Annotated in this window: 21 protein-coding genes; 20 read left to right on the forward strand and 1 reads right to left on the reverse strand. The window is 41.8% G+C overall.

What is annotated here, in order from left to right; genetic code table 11:
• The first annotated feature begins 3 nt into the window (after positions 1-3).
• The 18 genes from nuoF to AC1DUD_RS22055 all read left to right on the forward strand — a co-directional run bounded on the left by nuoF (position 4) and on the right by AC1DUD_RS22055 (position 19,821).
• Complete coding sequence (gene nuoF, locus AC1DUD_RS21970; protein WP_477378357.1) at positions 4-1,362, forward strand: NADH-quinone oxidoreductase subunit NuoF; 1,359 nt, start codon at positions 4-6, stop codon at positions 1,360-1,362.
• A gap of 147 nt (positions 1,363-1,509) precedes the next feature.
• Complete coding sequence (locus AC1DUD_RS21975; RefSeq protein WP_477378359.1) at positions 1,510-2,499, forward strand: NADH-quinone oxidoreductase subunit G; 990 nt, start codon at positions 1,510-1,512, stop codon at positions 2,497-2,499.
• Positions 2,499-3,542, forward strand: coding sequence for an NADH-quinone oxidoreductase subunit NuoH (nuoH, locus tag AC1DUD_RS21980; RefSeq protein ID WP_477378361.1), 1,044 nt, complete (start codon positions 2,499-2,501; stop codon positions 3,540-3,542). The genes AC1DUD_RS21975 and nuoH overlap by 1 nt, the downstream gene beginning before the upstream one ends.
• A 4-nt stretch (positions 3,543-3,546) precedes the next feature.
• On the forward strand, positions 3,547-4,044 hold the full coding sequence (locus tag AC1DUD_RS21985; RefSeq protein WP_091217133.1) for a NuoI/complex I 23 kDa subunit family protein: 498 nt from the start codon (positions 3,547-3,549) through the stop codon (positions 4,042-4,044).
• 57 nt (positions 4,045-4,101) lie between these two features.
• Complete coding sequence (locus AC1DUD_RS21990; RefSeq protein WP_477378364.1) at positions 4,102-4,605, forward strand: NADH-quinone oxidoreductase subunit J family protein; 504 nt, start codon at positions 4,102-4,104, stop codon at positions 4,603-4,605.
• Complete coding sequence (nuoK, locus tag AC1DUD_RS21995) at positions 4,605-4,934, forward strand: NADH-quinone oxidoreductase subunit NuoK (protein WP_090533902.1); 330 nt, start codon at positions 4,605-4,607, stop codon at positions 4,932-4,934. The genes AC1DUD_RS21990 and nuoK overlap by 1 nt, the downstream gene beginning before the upstream one ends.
• Positions 4,935-5,118: 184 nt before the next feature.
• Positions 5,119-7,032, forward strand: a complete 1,914-nt coding sequence (gene nuoL / locus AC1DUD_RS22000) for an NADH-quinone oxidoreductase subunit L (RefSeq protein ID WP_477378366.1) — start codon at positions 5,119-5,121, stop codon at positions 7,030-7,032.
• Between the two features lie 25 nt (positions 7,033-7,057).
• A complete protein-coding gene (locus AC1DUD_RS22005; RefSeq protein WP_477378368.1) occupies positions 7,058-8,533 on the forward strand; it encodes a complex I subunit 4 family protein in 1,476 nt (491 codons plus the stop codon).
• 22 nt (positions 8,534-8,555) lie between these two features.
• Positions 8,556-9,938, forward strand: a complete 1,383-nt coding sequence (locus tag AC1DUD_RS22010; RefSeq protein WP_477378370.1) for an NADH-quinone oxidoreductase subunit N — start codon at positions 8,556-8,558, stop codon at positions 9,936-9,938.
• A gap of 55 nt (positions 9,939-9,993) precedes the next feature.
• Entirely contained in the window at positions 9,994-10,644 is a 651-nt protein-coding gene (locus tag AC1DUD_RS22015) for a DedA family protein (RefSeq protein WP_477378372.1), read from the forward strand.
• Between the two features lie 33 nt (positions 10,645-10,677).
• Positions 10,678-11,226 (forward strand): inorganic diphosphatase, encoded by a 549-nt coding sequence (locus tag AC1DUD_RS22020; RefSeq protein ID WP_112575925.1) that lies wholly within the window; start codon positions 10,678-10,680, stop codon positions 11,224-11,226.
• A gap of 5 nt (positions 11,227-11,231) precedes the next feature.
• Positions 11,232-12,572: a hemolysin family protein gene (locus AC1DUD_RS22025; RefSeq protein WP_477378375.1), complete on the forward strand. Its 1,341-nt coding sequence runs from the start codon at positions 11,232-11,234 to the stop codon at positions 12,570-12,572.
• A gap of 14 nt (positions 12,573-12,586) precedes the next feature.
• On the forward strand, positions 12,587-13,297 hold the full coding sequence (locus tag AC1DUD_RS22030; protein WP_477378377.1) for a 16S rRNA (uracil(1498)-N(3))-methyltransferase: 711 nt from the start codon (positions 12,587-12,589) through the stop codon (positions 13,295-13,297).
• Positions 13,294-13,956, forward strand: a complete 663-nt coding sequence (locus AC1DUD_RS22035) for a DUF4159 domain-containing protein (RefSeq protein WP_477378379.1) — start codon at positions 13,294-13,296, stop codon at positions 13,954-13,956. Before AC1DUD_RS22030 ends, AC1DUD_RS22035 begins: the two co-directional genes overlap by 4 nt.
• Positions 13,957-14,118: 162 nt before the next feature.
• Positions 14,119-14,619: an acyl-CoA carboxylase biotin carboxyl carrier protein subunit gene (locus tag AC1DUD_RS22040; protein WP_477378381.1), complete on the forward strand. Its 501-nt coding sequence runs from the start codon at positions 14,119-14,121 to the stop codon at positions 14,617-14,619.
• 128 nt (positions 14,620-14,747) lie between these two features.
• A complete protein-coding gene (locus AC1DUD_RS22045) occupies positions 14,748-17,864 on the forward strand; it encodes a SusC/RagA family TonB-linked outer membrane protein (protein ID WP_477378383.1) in 3,117 nt (1,038 codons plus the stop codon).
• Between the two features lie 16 nt (positions 17,865-17,880).
• On the forward strand, positions 17,881-19,260 hold the full coding sequence (locus tag AC1DUD_RS22050; RefSeq protein WP_477378385.1) for a RagB/SusD family nutrient uptake outer membrane protein: 1,380 nt from the start codon (positions 17,881-17,883) through the stop codon (positions 19,258-19,260).
• Positions 19,261-19,434: 174 nt separating this feature from the next.
• Positions 19,435-19,821, forward strand: coding sequence for a nuclear transport factor 2-like protein (locus AC1DUD_RS22055; protein WP_477378387.1), 387 nt, complete (start codon positions 19,435-19,437; stop codon positions 19,819-19,821).
• Positions 19,822-19,933: 112 nt separating this feature from the next.
• Here the strand turns inward: AC1DUD_RS22055 and AC1DUD_RS22060 are convergent, their stop codons facing one another.
• Positions 19,934-21,592 carry an SUMF1/EgtB/PvdO family nonheme iron enzyme gene (locus AC1DUD_RS22060; protein WP_477378389.1) on the reverse strand — a complete coding sequence of 553 codons (1,659 nt, stop codon included), beginning with the start codon at positions 21,590-21,592 and terminating at the stop codon, positions 19,934-19,936.
• Between the two features lie 241 nt (positions 21,593-21,833).
• Here AC1DUD_RS22060 and porV point away from each other — a divergent pair, with 241 nt between their 5' ends.
• Both porV and ispF read left to right on the forward strand, forming a co-directional pair.
• Positions 21,834-23,003 carry a type IX secretion system outer membrane channel protein PorV gene (gene porV / locus AC1DUD_RS22065; RefSeq protein ID WP_477378391.1) on the forward strand — a complete coding sequence of 390 codons (1,170 nt, stop codon included), beginning with the start codon at positions 21,834-21,836 and terminating at the stop codon, positions 23,001-23,003.
• Positions 23,003-23,485, forward strand: coding sequence for a 2-C-methyl-D-erythritol 2,4-cyclodiphosphate synthase (gene ispF / locus AC1DUD_RS22070; protein WP_477378393.1), 483 nt, complete (start codon positions 23,003-23,005; stop codon positions 23,483-23,485). The genes porV and ispF overlap by 1 nt, the downstream gene beginning before the upstream one ends.
• Positions 23,486-23,547: the final 62 nt, after the last annotated feature.

Here is a 23,547-nt window from a genome sequence, read left to right on the forward strand (position 1 = left end):
ATTATGGGACGGAAACTACTTTTAGAACATATAAACGTACCCGGCATCAATACATTTGATGTTTACCGCTCAAAAGGTGGCTATGCTTCTGTTGAAAAAGCATTAAAAACCATGTCGCCCGAGGCAATTGTTGAAGAGGTTAAAAAATCAGGTCTGCGCGGCCGTGGTGGTGCGGGTTTCCCTACAGGTATGAAGTGGAGCTTTTTGGCTAAACCTGAAGGCGTAGCACGTTACCTGGTTTGCAATGGTGACGAATCGGAGCCGGGAACTTTTAAAGACCGTTATCTGATGACCTATATCCCTCACTTATTAATTGAGGGAATGATCGTGTCAAGCTTCGCGCTTGGTGCTAATACATCATACATCTACCTGCGTGGTGAGATGATGCCACAGGTAAGGATCCTGGAAAGGGCCATTGCCGAAGCAAAAGCAAAAGGTTTCTTAGGAAAAAATATATTGGGTAGCGGTTATGATCTTGAACTTTATGTTCAACCTGGTGGCGGTGCTTACATCTGCGGTGAAGAAACTGCACTGTTAGAATCATTGGAAGGTAAACGTGGTAATCCGCGTATTAAACCGCCGTTCCCCGCTATTGCCGGTTTGTATGGCTGCCCTACTGTAGTTAACAACGTTGAATCAATTGCTGCTGTTGTACCTATCATTAACGAAGGTGGCGACGAGTATGCTAAATTAGGTATAGGTCGTAGTACAGGCACTAAGCTGATCTCGGCTGGTGGTAACCTGAAAAAACCGGGTGTTTATGAAATTGATCTCGGTTTACCTGTTGAAGAATTTATTTATTCGGATGAGTATTGCGGTGGTATCGCCAATGGCAAACGCTTAAAAGCTGTTGTTGCCGGTGGTTCATCAGTGCCGATTTTGCCGGCTAACCTGATCCTGAAAACTATCAATAACGAAGCCCGTTTGATGAGCTATGAGTCATTATCAGATGGTGGCTTCGTAAGCGGTACTATGTTGGGTTCGGGCGGTTTCATCGCTTATGATGAAGATGCCTGTATTGTACGTAATACCTGGAACTTCGCCCGTTTTTATCATCATGAAAGCTGCGGACAATGTTCGCCTTGCCGTGAGGGTACCGGCTGGATGGAAAAAGTATTGCATCGCCTGGAATATGGTCATGGAAAAATGAGCGACATGGACCTGCTGGTTGATGTATCAAAGAAAATAGAAGGAAATACCATTTGTCCGCTGGGTGACGCGGCAGCGTGGCCCGTGGCCAGCGCTATCCGCCATTTCAGGGATGAGTTTGAATGGCACGTAACTAACGCAAGCGAAGCAACTTCAAGAAACTACGGTTTGGCACATTATGCTGATCCGTTGAAAGTTGTGGAGACTGCGTAAATAATAAAGCGTCATTGCGAGGCACGAAGCATCGCGGACTATACAGGGCGTGTTTGCAAAGCTGGTTCACAATGACGGCAGTTTTTAAGCCTTGGTTTGAAAACAGAGATTTTAGAAATTAACAAACGACGTTATTATTAAATGTCAATGAAAGTAACAATAGACGGAATAACCGTTGATGTAGAACCCGGAACAAGCATCCTGAATGCCGCGAGGCAAATAGGGGGCGATATTGTTCCGCCTGCTATGTGCTATTACTCTAAACTGGCAGGTAGTGGCGGTAAATGCCGTACCTGTTTGGTTAAGGTTACCAAAGGATCTGAAAAAGATCCGCGCCCTATGCCTAAGCTGGTGGCTTCATGCCGTACCGGTGTTATGGATGGGATGGAGGTGCAAAATATTACTTCGCCCGAGGTTGTTGAAGCCCGTAAAGGTGTGGTAGAAATGCTGCTGATCAATCACCCGCTTGATTGCCCTGTGTGTGATCAGGCCGGCGAATGCCATCTGCAGGATCTTGGTTTTGAACATGGTGCCGCTAAAACCCGCTACGAGTTTGACCGTCGCACATTTGAAAAAATTGATATCGGCGATAAGATCCAGCTGCACATGACCCGTTGCATCCTTTGCTACCGTTGTGTGTTCACTGCCGATCAGATCACTAATACCCGTTTACACGGTATCCTGAACAGGGGCGATCATTCTGAAATTTCTACTTATATCAGCAAAGCTGTTGATAACGATTTTTCAGGTAACGTGATTGACGTTTGCCCGGTAGGTGCTTTAACTGATAAAACTTTCCGCTTTAAAAACCGTGTATGGTTCACCAAACCGGTTGAAGCACACCGCGATTGCGATAAATGCTGTGGTAAAGTTACTTTATGGTACAAAGGTGAGGATGTGATCAGGGTAACCGGCAGGAAAGATGTCTATGGCGAAGTTGAAGAATTTATCTGCAATACCTGCCGTTTCGATAAAAAGAAAACTGCTGATTGGGTAATTGAGGGTCCGCGTAAGGTATCGAATCAGTCTGTTATCAGCTCTAACCATTACGAGTTTACACCGTTGCCGGTTGTTAAAACCAACCCGGCACTGATGGAAGCCAATAAAGAACAATTTGAAAGGGAGACCCGCTTATAATGGAAACCGCCGATTTAATATTCAGGATCGTACTGATCGTAATTATTTTCGCTATCAGCCTGGTTGTGGCCATGTACTCAACTTATGCCGAGCGTAAAGTTGCCGCATTTTTCCAGGATAGGATAGGTCCTAACCGCGCAGGTCCATGGGGTATTTTACAACCCCTTGCCGATGGTGGTAAAATGTTTTTGAAAGAAGAGATCATCCCTACAAATGCTACAGGCTTTCTGTTCATTGTTGGCCCTTCGCTGGCTATATTAACTGCTTGCATCGGTTCGGCTGTTATTCCTTGGGGATCAGCTATCCAAATCGGCGGTCATACTTTTGATTTGCAGGTTACCGATATCAACGTAGGTGTACTTTATATTTTTGGTGTAGTATCGTTAGGTGTTTATGGCATCATGATTGGGGGCTGGGCATCAAATAATAAATACTCGTTATTAGGCGCTATCCGCGCTGCATCTCAAAATATCAGCTACGAAATTTCGATGGGTTTATCCATCATCGCGCTGCTGATGCTTACCGGTACTTTAAGCCTTAAAGAAATTGCCGAGCAACAACACGGTTTTGCCTGGAACGTTTGGAGGCAGCCACTTGGCTTTTTGCTGTTCATCGTTTGTGCTTTTGCCGAAACCAACCGCTCTCCATTCGATTTACCTGAGTGCGAAACCGAGCTTGTAGGCGGTTACCATACCGAGTATTCATCAATGAAATTAGGTTTTTACCTTTTTGCCGAGTATATTAATATGTTCATCTCATCGGCAGTAATGGCTACCCTGTACTGGGGCAGTTATAACTACCCTGGTATGGATTGGGTGGCTGCACATACAGGCCCTACCATTGCGCCGCTTATTGGTGTGGTTGTATTATTTGGTAAGATATTCTTCTCCATCTTCTTTTTCATGTGGGTACGCTGGACAATCCCGCGTTTCCGTTATGACCAGTTGATGGATCTGGGATGGAAAATATTAATACCCTTGGCTATTGCCAATATAGTGCTTACCGGCGTGGGCAGCACATTACTTACACACTTTGGATATTAATCAAATGGAATCATTAAGCAATAAACGAAAAGTACTGGAAGTTAAGCCACTCACTTTGTTGGAGCGCGCTTACCTGCCTGTTATTGTTGGCGGCCTGGCCACAACAATGAAACACTTCTTCAAAAAGCCGGTAACCATCAGTTATCCTGAAGAAAAGCGTGAGTTTTCGGAAAACTTCCGTGGTATGCACTCTTTAAAACGTGATGAGAACGGTAAAGAGCGTTGCACAGCCTGTGGCCTTTGCGCATTGTCATGCCCTGCGGAAGCTATTACCATGACAGCTGCTGAGCGCCAGAAAGGGGAAGAGCATTTATATCGCGAAGAGAAGTATGCTGCTGTTTATGAAATCAACATGCTGCGTTGCATTTTTTGCGGTTTGTGCGAAGAGGCCTGCCCTAAGGAAGCTATTTATCTTGACGGTGATATTGTTCCTGCCGATTACTTAAGGAAGGATTTTATTTACGGTAAAGACAAATTAGTAGAAGCGCCCTTAAATCAATAAAGAAGTTTTATACCTTTGCCCTGCCTAAAATGGTAAAGGTATTTTGTAAATAAAAACATGAGTACATTTTACTTCATCGCATTTTTGTCCATATTCTTTTCGATATTGGTAATCTCGGCCAAAAATCCGGTACATAGTATCCTATATCTGATCCTTACTTTTTTCACTTTCACCATACACTACATTTTGCTTAATGCGCAATTTTTGGCAATTGTGAATTTCATTGTTTACATGGGTGCTATATTGGTATTATTCCTGTATACGCTGATGCTTATTAACCTTAATAAAGAGAGCGAACCTGTTAAACCATTTATGGTTAAGGTAGCAGGTGTTTTTGGCGGTGGCATTTTAGCCGTAGCTGTTGCATCATCGCTTAAACTGATAGGTACGTCAAACCCGGTAATATTGCAAAATCCCGACCTGGGCCTTGTAAAAAACCTCGGTAAAGTATTGTTCAACGAATTTTTATTGCCTTTTGAAGTGTCGTCGGTATTGTTGTTATCAGCAATGGTAGGCGCGGTATTATTGGCTACTAAAGAAAAAGAACCTAAAGCAGCATAATGGAAAGTTTAACAAATACTATGCACGCCGTGCCGCTTAATCATTACATACTGTTAAGCACAATCATTTTTGCTATAGGCGTAATGGGCGTATTGATCCGCCGTAATGCTATCGTGATCTTCATGTCGGTTGAGTTGATGCTTAACTCGGTTAACCTTTTGCTTACCGCGTTTTCGGTATACAGGGGCGATGCTACCGGGCAGGTGTTCGTATTTTTTATCATGGCGCTGGCCGCTGCCGAAGTTGCAGTAGGTTTGGCTATCATCGTAATGATCTACCGTAACACTAACTCGATTGATATCAACGTACTGAACAGGTTGAAGTGGTAGGTTTCGAATCATGATTTCGAAACTGAATAATTGACTGAATTAAAAAATATTAAACGTCATTGCGAGGTACGAAGTAATCCCCAACTATACAGAGATGTTTGAAAGCGGACTACTTAATCCTGGTAATGAAGGATCTGATAATTTAAAACGTATAACGTAACGCGTAAAACGTACAACATCGAACATGGATAAATATATCTGGCTTATTCCTATATTACCGTTAGCCGGTTTTGTTATAAACGGACTTGGCCGTAATTCGTTATCAAAAAGTGTAATTGGCTTTATTGGCAGTTTACTGGTACTGGTATCATTTGGTTTAAGTCTTGCGGTTTTCTTCCAGGTTAAATCAACCGGAGCTGCTATCAACGTTAACTACTTTACATGGTTTGCAGTTGGTGCGCTGAAATTCCCTTTCGCATTTCTGATCGATCAGTTAAGTTCTATCATGCTGCTGATCATTACAGGCGTTGGTTTCCTGATCCACCTGTATTCAATAGGTTATATGCATGATGATGAAGGTTTCGGAAAGTTTTTTGCTTACCTGAACCTGTTCGTGTTCTTCATGTTACTGCTGGTTTTAGGCTCAAACTACCTCATCATGTTTATTGGATGGGAAGGAGTAGGTTTATGCTCATACCTGCTTATCGGTTTCTGGTTTACGAACCCTGATTATGCAGATGCAGCTAAGAAAGCTTTTGTAATGAACCGCATCGGTGACCTTGGCTTTTTATTAGGCATCTTCACTATAATTTATGTTTTCGGCAGTATCCAGTTCGCGGAGATCTTTCCAAAGGTGGCTACTATGAAGTCAGGCTCAGGCCCGCTGTTTATAATCACTATATTGTTGTTTATTGGTGCCTGCGGTAAATCGGCGCAATTGCCGTTATTTACCTGGTTGCCTGACGCAATGGCCGGTCCAACACCGGTTTCGGCTTTGATCCACGCTGCTACCATGGTAACTGCTGGTATTTACATGATTGCCCGCTCAAACATATTCTACACTTTATCGCCTGATACGATGGGGATCATCGCTTATGTAGGTTTGGCAACGGCACTTATCGCGGCATTGATCGCATTAACGCAAACAGATATTAAAAAGGTGTTGGCTTATTCAACAGTATCACAATTAGGATATATGTTTTTAGGCCTGGGTGTTGGCGCTTATACCGGTGCTTTCTTCCATGTATTAACACACGCTTTCTTCAAAGCTTTATTATTCCTTGGTGCAGGTTCTGTGATCCACGCTATGAGCGGTGAACAGGATATGCGTAAAATGGGTGGATTAAAAGGAAAGATCAAAGTTACTTTCATCACTATGATGATCGGTACCATCGCTATCGCGGGTATCCCTCCATTTGCAGGCTTCTTTTCTAAAGACGAGATCCTGGCACATGCTTATGCGCATAACCCGGTATTCTGGGCTGTAGGTGCTTTCACTGCATTGCTTACCTCTTTCTATATGTTCAGGATGATGTACCTTACTTTTTACGGTAAGTTCCGCGGTACGCATGACCAGGAACATCACCTGCACGAATCGCCTCCAACCATCCTTGTTCCGCTTATCATCTTAGCTATTCTTTCAATAGTGGGTGGTTTTATTGGCGTGCCGGAAGTTATGGGTGGGCACCACGAGTTGGAGCACTTCCTTGCACCTGTATTTGCCAAGTCGACTGAGATACTGGGCGAGCACCATATGTCTGCCAGCCTTGAGTGGGGACTAATGGGCACTTCTGTTGCACTGGCTTTGGCAGCTATGCTTTATGCCTATGTTAAATATGCCAAGAATGGCAGTGTACCAGTTGCCGATACCGAGGAGCGCCCAGCATTGACCACTTTATCATACCACAAGTTTTATCTTGACGAGCTTTATGACCTGATTGTTCGTAAACCGCTCGACTGGCTTTCAGACTTCTTCTATAATATCATAGAGCGTTTAGGTATCGATGGTTTGGTGAACGGGATTGGTAAAGGAACAATTGAAACCAGTAAAGGCCTGCGCCTGCTGCAAACTGGTAACGTAGGTTTTTACATATTCATAATGGTACTGGGAATTATCGCGGTACTACTGTATAGCGTATTTGGATTAACTAAAATATAAACGATAAGCGTTTAGCAACATAAAAATGACCGTTAGTATATTACTTTTTTTGCCAATAGTTGCCGCCCTTATAGTTGCCCTGCTTAAAAACGGGATAGCTAAACATGCTGCATTATTTTTCTCTGTTGCCCAACTGGTAATAGCGCTTATATTTTTAAGCAAGTTTGTTCCGGATGCATCAACCCAATTTGTTATCGATGCGCCGTGGATCAGCAGTTATGGAATTTACTTTAGTGCCGGTATCGACGGGATTAGCATGGTGCTGGTTTTATTGACCTCTGTGCTTGTACCCTTAATTATTTTAACAACCTATCAGCACCAATATAAAAACGAGGGTGCTTTTTATGGCCTCATTTTGTTTATGCAAGCCGGCATGCTGGTTGTGTTCACCGCCCTCGACGGATTTTTGTTTTACGTTGGATGGGAAGCGGCGCTAATCCCTATCTATTTCATCTGTGCCCTTTGGGGAGGTGAAAACCGCATCCGTATCACCATTAAGTTTTTCATTTACACGTTTGCCGGTTCACTGTTCATGCTGGTAGGTATTATCTACCTGTACCTGCAATCACCCGACAAAACTTTTGACATCCACAACTTTTATAAAATGACTTTGGATGTTAAACACCAGAATTGGATCTTCTGGGCATTCTTCCTGGCATTTGCCATCAAAATGCCTTTGTTCCCTTTCCATACCTGGCAGCCGGATACTTATACCGAAGCGCCATCAGGCGGTACCATGATGCTATCGGGTATCATGCTTAAAATGGGTATTTACGGCGTTATCCGCTGGATGATCCCTAACGCTCCGCTTGGCTTTTTCCACTTCCAGGCTTTGGCTATGATCCTCGGTGTTATCGGTGTTGTATACGCTTCAATTATCGCCTTTAAGCAAAAGGATGGTAAGCGACTGGTTGCTTATTCATCAATAGCACACGTTGGCCTGATTGCCGCAGGTATCTTTGCCTGGAATATTGACGGTGTTCAGGGTGCCATGATCCAGATGCTTAACCACGGTATCAACGTTGTTGGTATGTTCTTTATCTGGGATATCATCAGCCGCAGGCTAAACACCCGCGAGATAAGCCAGCTTGGCGGCATCGCGAAGGTAGCTCCAAGGTTTGCAATAGGCTTCCTAATTATATTATTGGGTACAGTGGGTTTACCGCTTACCAATGGTTTTATTGGCGAGTTCCTGTTGCTAAAAGGTGTATTTGATTTTAGTGTACAACACTACGTAAATCTTGTATTGGCAGCTATAGCCGGCTTGACCATTATTTTTGGTGCGGTTTACATGTTACGCATGTACAAAAATGTAATGCAGGGCGAAACTAATGCGCTTACGGCTACCTTTACCGATGTTAGCGGTACTGAAAAGTTTACGTTGTGTTTAATTTGTGTCCTGGTAATTGTATTAGGCATTTATCCTCAGCCTATTCTGCATATATCTGAGGCTGCGGTAACGCAACTGGTAAACCAGATAGGTTCAAAGTTTACAATGTAGGTTTAAGATTTTAAAGAAAAGAATGAATACTATAATCATCATATCTGTTTTACCTATAGTGCTGCTGTATTTAGGGTTATATAAAGCGCAAAAGGCTTTGCTGCCCGTTACTGTTATAGGATTACTGGCTGCTTTAGGTTTTGCAATTTGCCAATGGACTTCAAAAGATACAGCCCAGCCACTTTATACCGGCATGCTGCTGTTCAATAATTTTTCTGTTGTATTTTCAAGTGTTACCATTATATCTACTATCCTGATCCTGCTGCTGTCAAAAGGCTACTTTGAAAGGATCAGCAGGCACACTGCCGAGTATTATGCCATTATCCTGTTTTCGTTGGCCGGCATTATTGTAATGGTTTCATTTAATAACCTGGTGATGTTGTTTATCGGCATCGAAATCATGTCAGTTAGCTTATACATCCTCGCCGGTATTAAAAAGAGTGATTTTGCATCAAACGAAGCAGCTTTAAAATATTTCCTGATGGGCGCTTTTTCAACAGGCTTTTTGCTTTTTGGAATGGCTTTATTATACGGATCATCAGGTTCATTTAATATGGATGCTATCAGGGAGTATGTAATTAATCATCCGCATATCGACCCGATGTTTTATACAGGCATAGCCCTTCTAATAGTAGGTTTATGCTTTAAAGTAGGTGCTGCACCTTTCCATTTCTGGACTCCGGACGTATATGAAGGCGCACCTACACTGATTACCGCGTTCATGTCTACAGTTGTAAAAACAGCGGGCTTCGCAGCCTTCCTGCGTCTGTTCTCTGCCTGTTTCCAGCCACTATCTGATTTCTGGACACCTATATTATTGGTGATCACTATCATCACCTTGTTTATAGGCAACATCACTGCTTTATACCAGCAAAGCTTTAAAAGGATGCTGGCATTTTCAAGTATCTCGCATGCTGGGTACCTTTTATTTGCTATTGTATCGTTAGGCGCTGCTTCGGGAAATTCAGTGTTTGTATACGCTACTGCTTACTCAATAGCATCAATCATAGCATTTGGTGGTTTAATATTGGTGCAGCAGCAAGGTGGAAGCGATAACTTTGAAAGCTTTAACGGGCTTGGAAAAAAGAACCCTTTCCTTGCATTTGTATTAACTGTGGCTATGCTTTCATTAGCCGGTATCCCGCTTACTGCAGGCTTTATTGGTAAGTTCTTCATGTTTTCGGGAGCGGTAAGCCGTTACCATATCGGTTTGGTTATTATAGCTGTAATTAACGCTATCATTAGTATTTTCTACTATTTCAGGGTTATCATTGCAATGTATTTCCGTGATGGCGAACGTGCAGAACTTACGGTGCCGGTTTACTACAGAGTTGTATTTGCAGTTTCGGCATTAGCTACAATCCTTATAGGCGTTTATCCCGATCTTATAGCCCGTTTCATATAATCAGTATTAATAACTGCAAATTGATATAATATTTGTAGTTTTACAGATATAGTGAATGGAAAGTTTTTGGGAATACCTTCAAAATTTAACTGACGCTCAATCCATAATAAGCAGGGGTGGTTTTTATCTCTTGCTTATTGTTGTTTTTGCCGAAACCGGTTTATTCTTTGGTTTCTTTTTGCCCGGCGATTATCTGCTGTTTATGGCGGGTTTATTGTGTGCGGCGGGTAAAGTTGATGTTTCTATAACTACGCTGGTACTGTCGCTAATAGGCGCTGGTGTATTAGGCAACTTTACTGGTTACTGGTTTGGTTACCGAACGGGGCCGGTGTTGTTCAATAAAAACGACTCGCTTTTTTTTAAGAAGCGCTACGTGGTGCTGGCCAGCGAATTTTACAACAAGCATGGGGGGATGGCGCTTATTTTAGGGAGATTTTTCCCTATTGTTAGAACATTTGCCCCTATATTTGCAGGAGTTGTTAAGGTTGACATCAAAAGGTTTTCTATTTTTAACCTTATTGGCAGCGTAGCTTGGGTGTGCGTGTTTACCCTGGGAGGATTTTTTTTAGGGCGAAAGTTCCCCCAATTAAAGGATTACCTTCAGTATATTGTACTTGGATTGATTGTAGTTACAACAATTCCGCTGGTTATTGCTTACGTTAGGAAGAAATTTGCTGAAAAGAGCGAAAAAGAAAAAGTAGATTAGTTAATAATATTTTTATACTATAAAAAAGAATAAATGAGTACTCAACATCCATGGCACCAGGTTTCACCGGGTGATAATATTCCTGAAGTAGTAAACGCTATCATTGAAATCCCTAAAGGTTCAAAAGCAAAGTATGAAATTGATAAGGAGTCAGGTTTGTTAAAACTCGATCGTGTATTATTTTCATCGGTAATGTACCCGGCTAACTACGGCTTTATCCCTCAAACTTATTGTGATGATAAAGATCCTTTGGATATCCTTGTGCTTTGCTCTATTGATGTTTTCCCGATGTCGATCATTGAGGCTAAGGTAGTAGGCGTAATGCACATGGTTGATAATGGTGAGCAGGACGATAAGATCATAGCTGTGGCTAAAAACGACATGTCTGTAAATTACATTAACGATTTAAATGAGCTGCCTCCGCATGCCATGACCGAAATTGTTCGCTTTTTTAAAGACTACAAGAAGTTAGAAGGCAAAAACGTAACTATCGAACATTTGTTAGGTGTACGTTATGCTCATAAAGTGATAAATGAGAGTTTGGAGCTGTACAAGTCTACGTTCCCTGTGTATCAATCATAAAATAAATGGACCCCGCACATTACGAGATTAGTTTATTTTACATTTTCGCTACCATATTTTTGGTGTTACTCAATGGCTTTTTTGTAGCCGCCGAGTTTGCCATGGTGAGGGTTCGGGGTTCGCAAATTGAAATTAAAGCCAAGGGGGGCAGCGGCGTTGCCAAAGTTGCCCGGGGCATACTGCATAATTTAGATGGTTACCTGGCTGCCACACAGCTGGGTATTACCATTGCTTCACTGGCCCTCGGTGTTGTGGGCGAAGAAGTTGCCACCAACCTCGTGATCCGCGCTTTCCTGAGTGTGGGTATAACCCTTTCTCCAGGTTATATTACGGCCAGTCATATCTTAGCTTTCAGCTTTATTACCATCATGCACATCGTTTTTGGTGAGCTTGCGCCTAAATCGTTAGCCATCCAGAAATCGGTACGTACGGTAATGGCCGTTTCATTGCCACTGAGATTTTTCTTTGTGGTTTTCAGGCCGGCTATATGGGTGCTTAACAATTTTGCCAATTTTATTTTAAAATTATTGGGCATAAGTTCTGTTGAAGGTGGTGAAACCCATCACAGCTCTGAAGAACTGCAATATTTGCTGGAGCAAGGTAAGGAAACTGGTGCGCTCGACTCAAATGAACATGAACTGATCCAGAATGTGTTTGATTTTAACGAGCGTGTGGTTAAAAACATTATGGTACCACGTACCAAGATCTCGGGTGTAGATATTGCCTCAACCAAACAAGAGTTGCTGGACATGATCATTGATGAAGGATATTCAAGGATGCCTGTTTACGATGATGTGATAGATAAGATCATCGGTATTGTGCATGCTAAGGATATTTTACCACTGCTGGCCCGCAATGAAGAGATCGTGTTGAAGGATATTATCCGCAAGCCATATTTCATCCCCGAAACAAAAAAGATCAATGACCTGATGGCCGAGCTACAGCAAAAGCGCATTCAGATAGCCATTGTGCTTGACGAATTTGGCGGTACTGCCGGTATGGTTACGCTGGAAGATATAGTAGAAGAACTTGTAGGTGAGATCCAGGATGAGTATGATGAGGAAAAGCCTATTGTTGAAAAGATTAATGAGCGTGAGTTTGTTGTAAATGCGCTCGCATCAATTTATGATGTGAACGAGCACTTGCCTCATGATTTACCCGAAGATGGCGATTTTGACACCGTATCGGGCTGGCTTGGAGATATCTTCGGCAAGATCCCGGATGTAGGCGAGCAGAAGGAATCTAACGGATATAATATCACCGTACTAAAAAAATCAGATCAGAATATCGAATCAGTTAAACTCGAATTACTGATAAATGAAGAAGATGCAGTAGATTTACATTAATCTGCTTACCCATAATGCAACTTTTTTATACACCTGATATTGACGCCTCCCATCCCCAATACTTTCTTAGCGAAGAGGAAAGCAAACACGCTATACGTGTACTGCGCCTTGAAACAGGCGATAAAGTACAGTTGATTGATGGCAGGGGAGGACTGTATGCCGCCCAGATCCATGACGCGCACCCTAAACGTACCATTCTTAAAATAACGTCGGTAACTACCGGGTTTGAAAAACGCAGTCATTACCTGCATATCGCGGTAGCACCAACTAAAAATATTGAACGCCTGGAGTGGTTTTTGGAAAAAGCTACAGAGATAGGTATCGATGAAGTATCATTGATCGTCACCCAGCGCTCAGAACGTAAGGAAGCCAAGGTTGAGCGTTTAAATAAAATCATTACGGCGGCTATCAAACAATCCCTTAAAGCATATCATCCGGTATTAAACGAGCCTTTAACGCTAAGCCAGCTATTGGATAAACCTTTTGATGGGCAAAAATTTATTGCCCATTGCGAACCCGGTGATAAATCGAATTTGAAAGACGAATTGGCGTTGCAGGGGCGTTATTTAATATTGATAGGCCCGGAAGGGGATTTTGCCCCTGCCGAGATTGATAAGGCTTTGCACAATGGGTTTAAACCAATATCTTTAGGTACAAGCCGCCTGCGTACTGAAACTGCTGCTTTGGAGGCCTGCTTTGAAGTGAATTTTTTAAACAGGGTATGAAAAGAATTAGGTTAGCATTGGTTGTTTTATCTGCGGCTATAGCAATGAGCAGCTTTAATGTTCCTGCCTATAAAATTGCCCGCCTCAAATATAATGGAGGCGGCGATTGGTATGGCGACCGCACCGCTTTACCTAACCTCATCAAATTTTGTAATGAAAACCTCAAAACCAATTTTGATGACGACGATGAGGTAGTGGAAGCAGGTAGTGCCTCGTTATTTAATTATCCTTTTACTTTTATGACGGGGCATGGCAACGTGATTTTCTCCGATCAGGAGGCCCGTAACCTGCGCAAATATCTTACCGGTGGCGGCTTTTTGCATATTGATGATAATTATGGGCTCGATCAATATATCCGTCCGCAGATGAAAAAGGTATTTCCTGAGCTTGATTTTGTTGAGTTGCCGGTTAATCACCCCATCTATCATCAAAAGTATGACTTCCCTAACGGCCTGCCAAAAATTCATGAGCATGATGGCAAACGTGCCCAGGGTTTTGGTTTGATATACAAAGGCAGGGTTGTATGTTTTTACACCTATGAGTGCGATTTGGGCAATGGTTGGGAGGATTATGGCACTTATGCCGGTGACACCCAGGAAGCCCGCCAAAAGGCCCTTAAAATGGGTGCAAATTTAATCCAGTATATTTTTACTCAATAGGTTCCTTATTTACCCTCATCTTTCACGGTGATTTTTTCTTCAAACTGTCAGTTAAGGATTTAGTTTGTTCATTGTTTCGTTGCGATTTAATTAATATCTTTAGTTTTATGTCAGCGGTGAAATAATTTGCATGTAAACCGCGTATCACCAAATCTAAATCCTATGTACAAATTAAATGTTAATGACCTGTACAGTATCGAAGTCGAAAGGACTGCTGCCGGAGATTTGCTTGTTGACGGGGTTAAAAGAGACGCGGATGTCAAACAGTTAAAACCGGCTGTCTATCACGTTATTGAAAATAACCGTTCATATAATGTCGAGATAGTTAATTTTAACGGTAGCGAAAAAACTGCTGAAATAAAGGTTAATAGCCACACCTATCATCTAAAGGCTAAAGATCAGTTTGATATACTTCTTGATAAACTTGGATTTAGTAACTTAAACAATGCCAGGATCAGTGAGATAAAGGCACCAATGCCGGGTTTAGTGCTTAAAGTGTTTGTAAATAAAGGAGATAATATAAAAAAAGGTGATAATCTTTTTGTTCTTGAAGCCATGAAAATGGAAAATATTATCAAATCGCCGGCCGATGTAACAGTAGAAAAGATCTTGATAAAGCCCGGTGATAAAGTTGAAAAAGGACAGATATTAATGCTGTTTTAACTGAGTGTTATTGTTTTAATGTGCGATAATAACATTTTTGTAATGGACGTAACGTATTTTTAAGGCTTTTGTTGTTTTTGCACATTTTTTTTACGAACTTACTTTCTTAATTAACAATATTAACTTTTATGAAGAAACATTTACTAACAATCCTGTTGTTATGTACTTGTATTACCCTTGGTTTTGCCCAAAACCGGGTTATTACAGGTAAAGTAACGGATCAGAAAGACGGCTCACCCTTACCTGGAGTAAGCGTAACCGTAAAGGGAATCACCGGATTGGGCACCCAAACCGATATTAATGGTGGTTACAAGCTTAGTGTGCCATCAACCGCCAAAATTTTGACTTTTAATTTTTTGGGTTTTAAACTATCCGAAGAGCCAATTAATGGCAATGTTGTCAATGTTCAGTTAGCAGCCGATTCAAAACAGCTTACCGAAGTTGTTGTGGTTGGTTATGGTACTCAGAAGCGCGCAAACATCACCGGTTCTATAGCATCTGTAACATCTAAAGAAATAGAAGGTACACCAACTACATCAGTTGAGCAGGCTATACAAGGTAAAGCTGCCGGCGTTTTGGTGCAGGCTGATAACGGAAAGTTGGGGCAGGGTATCAAGATAAGTGTTCGCGGTACTTCGTCAGTGTCGGCCGGTACCCAACCACTTTATATTATGGATGGTGTGCCTATTACTACCAGTGACCTGTCAAGTACAATTGCTTCAACAAGTCCGCTTGCTGATATTAACTTTAATGATATCGAGTCCATACAGGTGTTGAAGGATGCCTCTGCATCAGCAATTTATGGTGCGCGTGCATCAAATGGTGTAGTTGTTATAACAACAAAAAAAGGGAAAGCTGGTACAGCCAAAATTAATTTTACTGCGCAGTATGGTAAAAGTAATCCTTCAAGGCACCGGGATTTTCTTAATGCCAAGCAATTTGTTCAAATTGAACAGCGGGCCGGGGTTGGCGCCGCCAAGCAGGATTATGCTAATGGGGATTATGACACACTTGACGATGCATTGGCCGATTATAAATCATATGTTGAGGATAATCTTACCTTTTTATCAGCTGGAACTGATGATTGGAAAACTGGAAAAATTAACACCAATTGGGAGAACCAGGCATTTCAAAGTGCACCGCAGCAAATTTATGACCTGAATATATCTGGTGGTAATGAAAAAACAACATACTATTTGGGTGGTCAATATTTGGATCAAGCAGGTATATTGATAGGTAACCACTTTAAAAGATATTCGGGAAGATTAAACCTGGATACTAAAATAGATAAAAGGCTTAGTATAGGGATGAACCTTAGCTTTGCTAATACTATAAATGACAGGGTATCTAACGATAATGCTTTTAGTACTCCATTGCAAATCGTTGCCCTCTCACCAATTTCGCCGTTAATTGACCCCCGCAGCGGTTTAATAAGTGGTACTTTACCTGGCGAAGCAGAAGATTTTCCGCTGTATTATAATCCATTGATCAGTAAAAATAATGCTTTTTACAAAGCTAATGTGTATCGTACTATAGGTAATGTTTATGCAAACTGGGAGATAGTTAAGGGCCTTACTTTCCGTTCGGAGTTTGGTATTGACCAATTAAATCAGGCGGAAGACAGCTATTTCGGAGCGCTGACTTTCCGTAATACAGCCACTGATAATGGGTTTGGCGAAAACACCACTACACAAGTTTTAAATTATAACACCAATAATTATTTTAGCTATAAGACGCTGTTCGGTACTGATCACTCGCTTGATGTGGTTTTAGGTACAAGTTATCAAAAATCAACAACTACCGGTAATGACATTCAGGGAAATCAGTTTCCATCTGATGCTTATAAAAAATTGTCGGCCGCTGCAGTTAAAACCGATGGTTCTTCCTTGAGTACAGCATTTAGTTTCTTGTCGTACTTCTTAAGAGCTAATTATGCTTATAAAGATAAGTATTTGTTAGCGGGAAGTGCCAGGATCGATGGTTCATCAAGATTTGGGCCTAATCATCGTTATGGCTTTTTTCCTTCAGGTTCAATAGGATGGATCTTATCTCAGGAAGATTTTTTAAAAGACAGCAATTTGATAAGCAACTTGAAATTAAGAGCCAGTTATGGTTTAACCGGTAATGCCGAAATCGGTAATTTTGCGTCTCTTGGTTTGTTTGCACCGGCAAATTATAACGGAACTGCCGGACAGCAGTTTACCCAAATCAGTAATCCTAACTTAAAATGGGAAACTACCGGGCAATTTGACGTAGGTGTGGATTTTGGATTTTTTAACAACCGCTTATCAGGTACTGTTGAGTATTACAGAAAAAACACACGTGATTTATTATTGAATGTAAATCTTCCCGGAACTTTGGGAGTTGCCAACCCATCAGGTGTTCCCTCTTCAACACAGGTGCAAAATTTAGGTAAGTTATATAATAAGGGTTTCGAACTTGAGCTGTCAGGCGATATTTTCGTTGGCAAATTTAAGTGGACCAGTTCATTAAACGCTGCCTATAATAAAAATATAATAACTTTTGTTAACAAACAGGTTTTGGGGACAAATGATTTGAACCGTGTAATTGAAGGACAACCAATAGGTGTATTTTATGGCCGTGAATATGCAGGTGTTGATCCTGCTAACGGCGATGCCTTATATTATCTGAACACTAAGCAAGCTAATGGCAGTCTTGACCGCGCCAAAACAAGTGATTTTAATGCTGCGCAAAACGTAGTATTGGGCAATCCAACACCTAAATATATTGGTGGTTTCACCAACTCCTTCAGTTATATGGGTATTGATTTATCATTCACTTTTCAGGGATCTTTTGGTAATAAAATATACAATAGTGCGGGCCAGTACATGAGCTCAAGTGCTGGTAACGGTTTCGATAACCAAACTGTTGATCAGTTAAAATATTGGGATAAACCAGGTGATATCACTGATGTGCCCGAGCCAAGGTTATTTTATGGCAATGGTGTTAGTCCATCAAGCAGGTACTTATCAAGTGGTTCTTATGTACGTTTAAAAACGGCAACATTGGGATATACTTTACCTAAAAAAGCGATAAGTAAGCTGGGATTACAAAAAGTGAGGGTGTTTGCAAATGCATATAACTTATTTTTAATTACCAAATACAAAGGATGGGACCCCGAGGTTAATTCTGATTACCAGTCGGGTAACATCAACTTAGGTGTCGACTTCTATTCAGCCCCTCAGCCACGCACAATCACATTTGGTATTAACGTAGGTTTATAACATTAAAATTACTGAAATGAAAAGAAAATATTTTTTATATACTGCTGCAATTGCGCTTACTGTAAGCGTGGCCGCGTGTAATAAAGCACTTGATATAAAGCCTACAGGTTCCATTGATCAAAGTCAGGCTATTGTTACGGCAAAGGATGTTCAAAGTACCCTTGTAGGTACCTATAACAGAATGGCGCAATCAGATCTGTATGCTGGCGATATATTTATGTACTCAGATCTTATGGCTACGCAAGCGATTGTCAATTGGACAGGTACTTTCCAGGAGTTAACCCAGATGGTTAACCAAAAAATCATTGTTGATAACGGTTTTGTGGAAGATACCTGGCTTAGGGGCTATCAAACTATCAACTTAGCAAATAACGTATTGGCTAATTTAAGCAAGGTTGTACCCGATGATAAAGACAGAACTGAGGGGGAGGCTAAATTTATACGTGGTTTAATGTATTTTGATTTAGCAAGGCTTTACGGAAAAGCTTATAACGATGGCACTCCTTCTTCGAATTTGGCGGTGCCAATAGTGCTGACACCAACAACAGTGGTTAGTGATGCATCATATGTTTCACGGGCTACAGTTAAAGCTGTGTATGACCAGGCTATAAGTGATTTAACTGATGCGGAAGCCAAACTTCCTGAAGATAATTCATTCAGGGCTACAAAAGGGGCAGCGCAGGCTATTTTAGCAAGGCTTTATTTACAACAAAGAAATTATACTTTAGCAGTGACGGAAGCCAATAATGTAATTTCATCAGGTAATTATAGTTTAAATGCAACATATGCAGCTGAGTTTCCAAGCGGCACCAGCGCAGCGCATTTTGATAATACTTCTGAGGATATATTTGCCATACAAGTAACCTCTCAGCAGGGAATAAATTCGTTTAATACTTATTTTGCTTCATCAGGTTTTGGTGGCCGGGGAGATGTAAGAGCTAAAACAACTTTTGTGGCTGATTCATTTGCCACAAATGATAGCAGGGGTAAGTTTTTTACAGCCACAACTGATGATGATGGGAATCCCTTATATTATCGCACCAAAAAATATAATAATTCACTTGGTAACGCGCATGTTGTACGTTTAGCAGAAATGTATTTGATCCGCGCGGAGGGGAATTTTCGTAATGGGACCGCTATAGGAGCAACTCCAACAGCAGATGTGAATAAAATAAGAGTAAGGGCAGGCGCAACGCCTATCGGAACCGTAAAACTTGGTGACATAATCAGGGAGCGAATACTTGAGTTACACTTTGAAGGGTTTGCACTTCAGGATGTAAAACGATTGGAAGGTAAGGCAAATAATACCCTATTCAGCTCACCGTCATTGGTTTTTCCGGTACCTCAAAGGGAGCTTTTAGCCAATAAAAACCTGGTACAAAATCCAGGGTATTAACGTCAATAATACCCTTTTCAGCTAAAGTAAAATCCCGGATAACGAAATGTTTTCCGGGATTTTGCTTTATATAGATTTTATTTTCAGAATAATGATTACCAATCACTACTTAAATATGATTAGATTGTAATACTATAACCATCAAAAGCACAATAAAACCTCAACTAAGACACCATGGAAGATGAGCAAATACTTGCAGCCCTGAATACGCACTGGCAGGCATCGGCAGCCGGTGATATAAACGCAGAGCATGATATCTACGATGACGATGTAATCTGTGATTATCCCCAGTCGGGCGAACGGATTTTTGGACGAAATAACTTACAGGCCCTGCGGGGGCATCATCCTGGTAAGCCGTCGGGTTTCCGTGTTAGGCGGATCCTTGGAAAAGGTGATGTCTGGATAACAGAATATATCATCAACTACCAGGAGAAACCAGCGTACACTGTAAGTATTATGGAGTTTCGCGAAGGTAAAGTAACACATGAAACTCAATATTTCGCAGATCCTTTTGAAGCTCCGGCATGGCGAAGCCAATGGGTTGAACCGATTGATGGATAGCGCGTTGCTGCGGCAAATTAATGAAGAATTGCGATAATCTATTTTGTTTCTGGTCTAAAACAAACAAGGCCTTTCATTTCTGAAAGGCCTTGCTCAAAATATCTGTTATAAATTATTTTGTTTTAAATGGCTTTGCTTTTTTAACCGGATAATGAGGTTTACCGTTAGGATTAATTTCAGGGGCGCCAACTAATGTCATAGCGCAACGGAAACCAACTTCGGCACTTGCCTCGTCCTGATCCATAAAGCGGCGTGTAGACGGGTTTAACCAAAAGGCCATATCATTCCATGAGCCGCCTTTGTAAACTTTAGAGTGATCGTTAACCAATGTGGTTGTTCCGTAAAGGGCTTTATTAACTTCATCTTTTTCGCCCCTTGCATCAGGGTTGTAAGCCTTTCCTGAGTTTTTAGGCAGCAATGAATCAACCGGGAGTGAACCTGTTTGCGTAGTTGCAAGCGGTGCATTTGGATTGGCAGTTTGAGCAGCTGAGCTTTGTTGTTGTAAAGCCAAAAGCTCGCTGTATTTTAACTTTTTATTGGCATGTGCAGGATCTTTTATAGGCTTGCCATATTTATCTTTGGCATAAAGGCCTTTGCTTGGATCAGCCAAACGTTTGTTAGAAAACTCGTTACCACGAAAAGGGTTAAAGTCTTCAACTTCTTCAAATGATGTTTGACGATAAGTATCAGCAACCCATTCATTAACGTTACCTGCCATATTGTACAACCCAAAATCATTAGGGGCATATGAACGTACCGGAGCTGTAATATCCGCCTTATCATTCAGGTAACCGCCAACACCGGCATTGTCGCCGCTGCCGCGTTTAAAGTTAGCCATGATCAAACCACGTGTTTTACTTTTTGCCGAACGTACACCCAAACCATTCCAGGTGTATATTTTACCGTCGTCGATGTTTTCGAATTGAGTATTACCTGCAAGGGCTAATGCTGCATATTCCCATTCAGCCTCCGATGGCAGGCGATAAGCTTGTTTTAAGATACCATCTTCCATGCGTACCGGCCTAACGGCTTTGCCACCTTTTCCTGTACCTGCCTGGGCATTAGGGCTCAGGTTAGGCATCATCTTTTTACCGTCTACACCTGCACCTGTCATTTGACCGTTCAGATAAATATCTGTGTTAAATGGCTGTCCGTTAGCCGCTATACCTGCGTCGCCGCCGCCGCCTTTTTTGCCTTGGTCTTTCCAGGCTACTAACTTGCCTGTTTCACGTAAAATATTTTCGTTGGTACGGTCGGTACGCCATGAGCAATAATCCTGCGCCTGATCCCAGGTTATACCAACAACAGGGTAATCCTGAAATGCCGGGTGGCGCAGATAGTTATCTACATAAGGCTCATTGTATGATAATGGCCGGCGCCAAACAAGTGTATCTGGCACAGCGTTATAGTATAATTCGCGGTCCTGCGGGAAAGTAATGTTTATCCAGTGCAGATAATCAAGCCAGTCCTGGTTGGATACTTCGGTTTCGTCCATATAGAAAGATGGTACGGTAACCCTGCGGCGTACGTTGTTATAATCGTAAGTGATGTCCTGATCGGCACTACCACCCATAACAAAGGTACCACCTTCTATGGGCACTAAACCCGGCCCCGGAGATGGATGGCTTTGCCTGAAACGCTCGTAACCGCCATTGTTTTTATCGTTATAAGTTATACCCGTTTTTTGCGATTGCTCACGTTTACTGCAGCTACTCATCACGGCACCTAAAGCCAACAGTCCAAGAGCAGTTTTAGTAAAAAGTATTTTCATATTTTTACAGTTATATTAAGTGGTAAATTTATAAAAAAATGGATACAGTGCTTATGCTTATGAACCATTATTTAGAAATAAATAGTACAGTTATCGGGGGTTTTAACGAAAAATTGATGAAATTAGTTGCGTTGATTTAAATTTTTGGTTTAACTTTCAGCAAAAGGCCAGGGCTTGAAAATGCAAAACAAGCCATGATCCTATTATATAAATACAAATTGTGATAACCTAACTCCTACAAATGAAGCTTTTTACATTTCGAGGCCTTGCTATTATTACCCCCTTTTTATTACCTCTGGCAGCAGCTGCGCAAACAAATACTAACGGAAGTAATGTTAATGCAATTCCCACCGAAGTTCCTTTTTTAAATATTTCGCCGGATTCGCGTTCGGGTGCTATGGGAGATGCGGGGGTGGCTTTGTCGCCAGATGTAAATGCAAATTTCTGGAATCCATCAAAACTTGCATTTCTGGAAAGTAACGATGCATTATCGGTATCATACAGCCCCTGGTTAAGACACCTTGTGCCCGATATTAGCTTATCATACCTGAGCTATGCCCATAAAATTGATGAACGAAATACCATAGGCGCCTCGCTCCGGTATTTTAATTACGGTTCAATCCAGCTTACCGACGATAACACAAACGACCAGGGCACTTACACTCCAAATGAGTATTCGCTGGATGTTTCATTTGCCCGTAAGTTTGGCGATAATTTTTCGCTGGGCCTGACCGCGCGGTACATCCATTCCAATATATCAAGTATCTCGTTTGCTACCGGCTCAAGCCAGGCGGCAAAAGCAGGCAATGCTTTGGCGGCCGACGTTTCATTATACTATACAGCACCTTATGGTGATGGTAACCTTTTTGCCTTTGGAACACACATTTCAAATATTGGCACCAAGATCAGCTACAGCGACGTAGGTAATAAATATTTTTTACCCGCCAACTTAAAAATAGGTGTGGCCAATACCTGGCAGCTTGATGAAACCAATGAGTTTACAGCTACTTTTGATATCAACAAGCTGTTGGTACCAACTCCACCCCTGCGCGATGTGGATGGCAAGATTATAAAAGGAAAGGACGATAACGTATCTGTACCCGCCGGTCTTTTTCAATCATTTGGTGACGCACCGGGTGGCTTTAGTGAAGAGTTGAAGGAAATTAGCTTTTCGCCGGGCGTTGAATATTGGTATAACAAACAGTTTGCCGTAAGAGCAGGCTACTTTTACGAAAACCCTAACAAAGGCGACAGGCATTATGTTACTATGGGGATAGGTTTTAAATACAGTGTTTTTGATTTCGATTTTTCTTACCTGGCAGCCAGCCAGCAAAATAGTGCCCTGGCCAATACTTTGCGCTTCACTTTGTCGGCAAATTTTGGCGGTACAACAAATGCTTCTAAAAGATAATGGGTAAAATTAAGGTAGGTTTTGGGTTTGATGTACACCAGTTAAAAGAAAATCACCCGTTTGTTTTAGGCGGAGTTAAACTTGAGCACCATGCGGGTGCTTACGGCCACTCGGATGCCGATGTATTATTACACGCAATTTGCGATGCTCTGCTGGGCGCAGCGAACCTGCGCGATATAGGCTTTCATTTTTCAAATAAAGACGACCGCTGGAAAGGCATCAGCAGCCTAATCCTTTTGCAGCATGTTGTAGCTCTTATAAAAGAAAAGGGTTTTGCCATTGGCAATATCGATGCCATGGTATGCCTTGAAGCGCCAAAGATCAATCCGCATATACCCGCAATGCAAGCCTATATAGCCGAAGCTGCAGGGATCAGTGAGGAGGATATCTCCATTAAAGCTACTACCAACGAGCAAATGGGCTTTATTGGCCGTGAAGAAGGGGTAGTGGCTTATGCAGTTTGTTTGATTGAAAGAGAGTAGTCTGTAGTATAGAATAAGAAAAATGCTATTCGATTCTCTGACTTCGAATCCGTATGTAGTTG

This window comes from Mucilaginibacter sp. P4_A11 (genome assembly GCF_056402535.1).

What these genes read in the sequence shown, in the direction of transcription:
- AC1DUD_RS22055 (WP_477378387.1), top strand. Translation starts at nt 19,435, where the DNA reads ATGGAAGATGAGCAAATACTTGCAGCCCTGAATACGCACTGGCAGGCA.
- AC1DUD_RS22045 (WP_477378383.1), top strand. Translation starts at nt 14,748, where the DNA reads ATGAAGAAACATTTACTAACAATCCTGTTGTTATGTACTTGTATTACC.
- AC1DUD_RS21985 (WP_091217133.1), top strand. Translation starts at nt 3,547, where the DNA reads ATGGAATCATTAAGCAATAAACGAAAAGTACTGGAAGTTAAGCCACTC.
- AC1DUD_RS22005 (WP_477378368.1), top strand. Translation starts at nt 7,058, where the DNA reads ATGACCGTTAGTATATTACTTTTTTTGCCAATAGTTGCCGCCCTTATA.
- AC1DUD_RS22015 (WP_477378372.1), top strand. Translation starts at nt 9,994, where the DNA reads ATGGAAAGTTTTTGGGAATACCTTCAAAATTTAACTGACGCTCAATCC.
- AC1DUD_RS22050 (WP_477378385.1), top strand. Translation starts at nt 17,881, where the DNA reads ATGAAAAGAAAATATTTTTTATATACTGCTGCAATTGCGCTTACTGTA.
- AC1DUD_RS21975 (WP_477378359.1), top strand. Translation starts at nt 1,510, where the DNA reads ATGAAAGTAACAATAGACGGAATAACCGTTGATGTAGAACCCGGAACA.
- AC1DUD_RS22060 (WP_477378389.1), bottom strand. Translation starts at nt 21,592, where the DNA reads ATGAAAATACTTTTTACTAAAACTGCTCTTGGACTGTTGGCTTTAGGT.
- AC1DUD_RS22010 (WP_477378370.1), top strand. Translation starts at nt 8,556, where the DNA reads ATGAATACTATAATCATCATATCTGTTTTACCTATAGTGCTGCTGTAT.
- nuoK (WP_090533902.1), top strand. Translation starts at nt 4,605, where the DNA reads ATGGAAAGTTTAACAAATACTATGCACGCCGTGCCGCTTAATCATTAC.
- ispF (WP_477378393.1), top strand. Translation starts at nt 23,003, where the DNA reads ATGGGTAAAATTAAGGTAGGTTTTGGGTTTGATGTACACCAGTTAAAA.
- AC1DUD_RS22035 (WP_477378379.1), top strand. Translation starts at nt 13,294, where the DNA reads ATGAAAAGAATTAGGTTAGCATTGGTTGTTTTATCTGCGGCTATAGCA.
- porV (WP_477378391.1), top strand. Translation starts at nt 21,834, where the DNA reads ATGAAGCTTTTTACATTTCGAGGCCTTGCTATTATTACCCCCTTTTTA.
- AC1DUD_RS22040 (WP_477378381.1), top strand. Translation starts at nt 14,119, where the DNA reads ATGTACAAATTAAATGTTAATGACCTGTACAGTATCGAAGTCGAAAGG.
- AC1DUD_RS22020 (WP_112575925.1), top strand. Translation starts at nt 10,678, where the DNA reads ATGAGTACTCAACATCCATGGCACCAGGTTTCACCGGGTGATAATATT.
- AC1DUD_RS21990 (WP_477378364.1), top strand. Translation starts at nt 4,102, where the DNA reads ATGAGTACATTTTACTTCATCGCATTTTTGTCCATATTCTTTTCGATA.
- nuoH (WP_477378361.1), top strand. Translation starts at nt 2,499, where the DNA reads ATGGAAACCGCCGATTTAATATTCAGGATCGTACTGATCGTAATTATT.
- AC1DUD_RS22030 (WP_477378377.1), top strand. Translation starts at nt 12,587, where the DNA reads ATGCAACTTTTTTATACACCTGATATTGACGCCTCCCATCCCCAATAC.
- nuoL (WP_477378366.1), top strand. Translation starts at nt 5,119, where the DNA reads ATGGATAAATATATCTGGCTTATTCCTATATTACCGTTAGCCGGTTTT.
- nuoF (WP_477378357.1), top strand. Translation starts at nt 4, where the DNA reads ATGGGACGGAAACTACTTTTAGAACATATAAACGTACCCGGCATCAAT.
- AC1DUD_RS22025 (WP_477378375.1), top strand. Translation starts at nt 11,232, where the DNA reads ATGGACCCCGCACATTACGAGATTAGTTTATTTTACATTTTCGCTACC.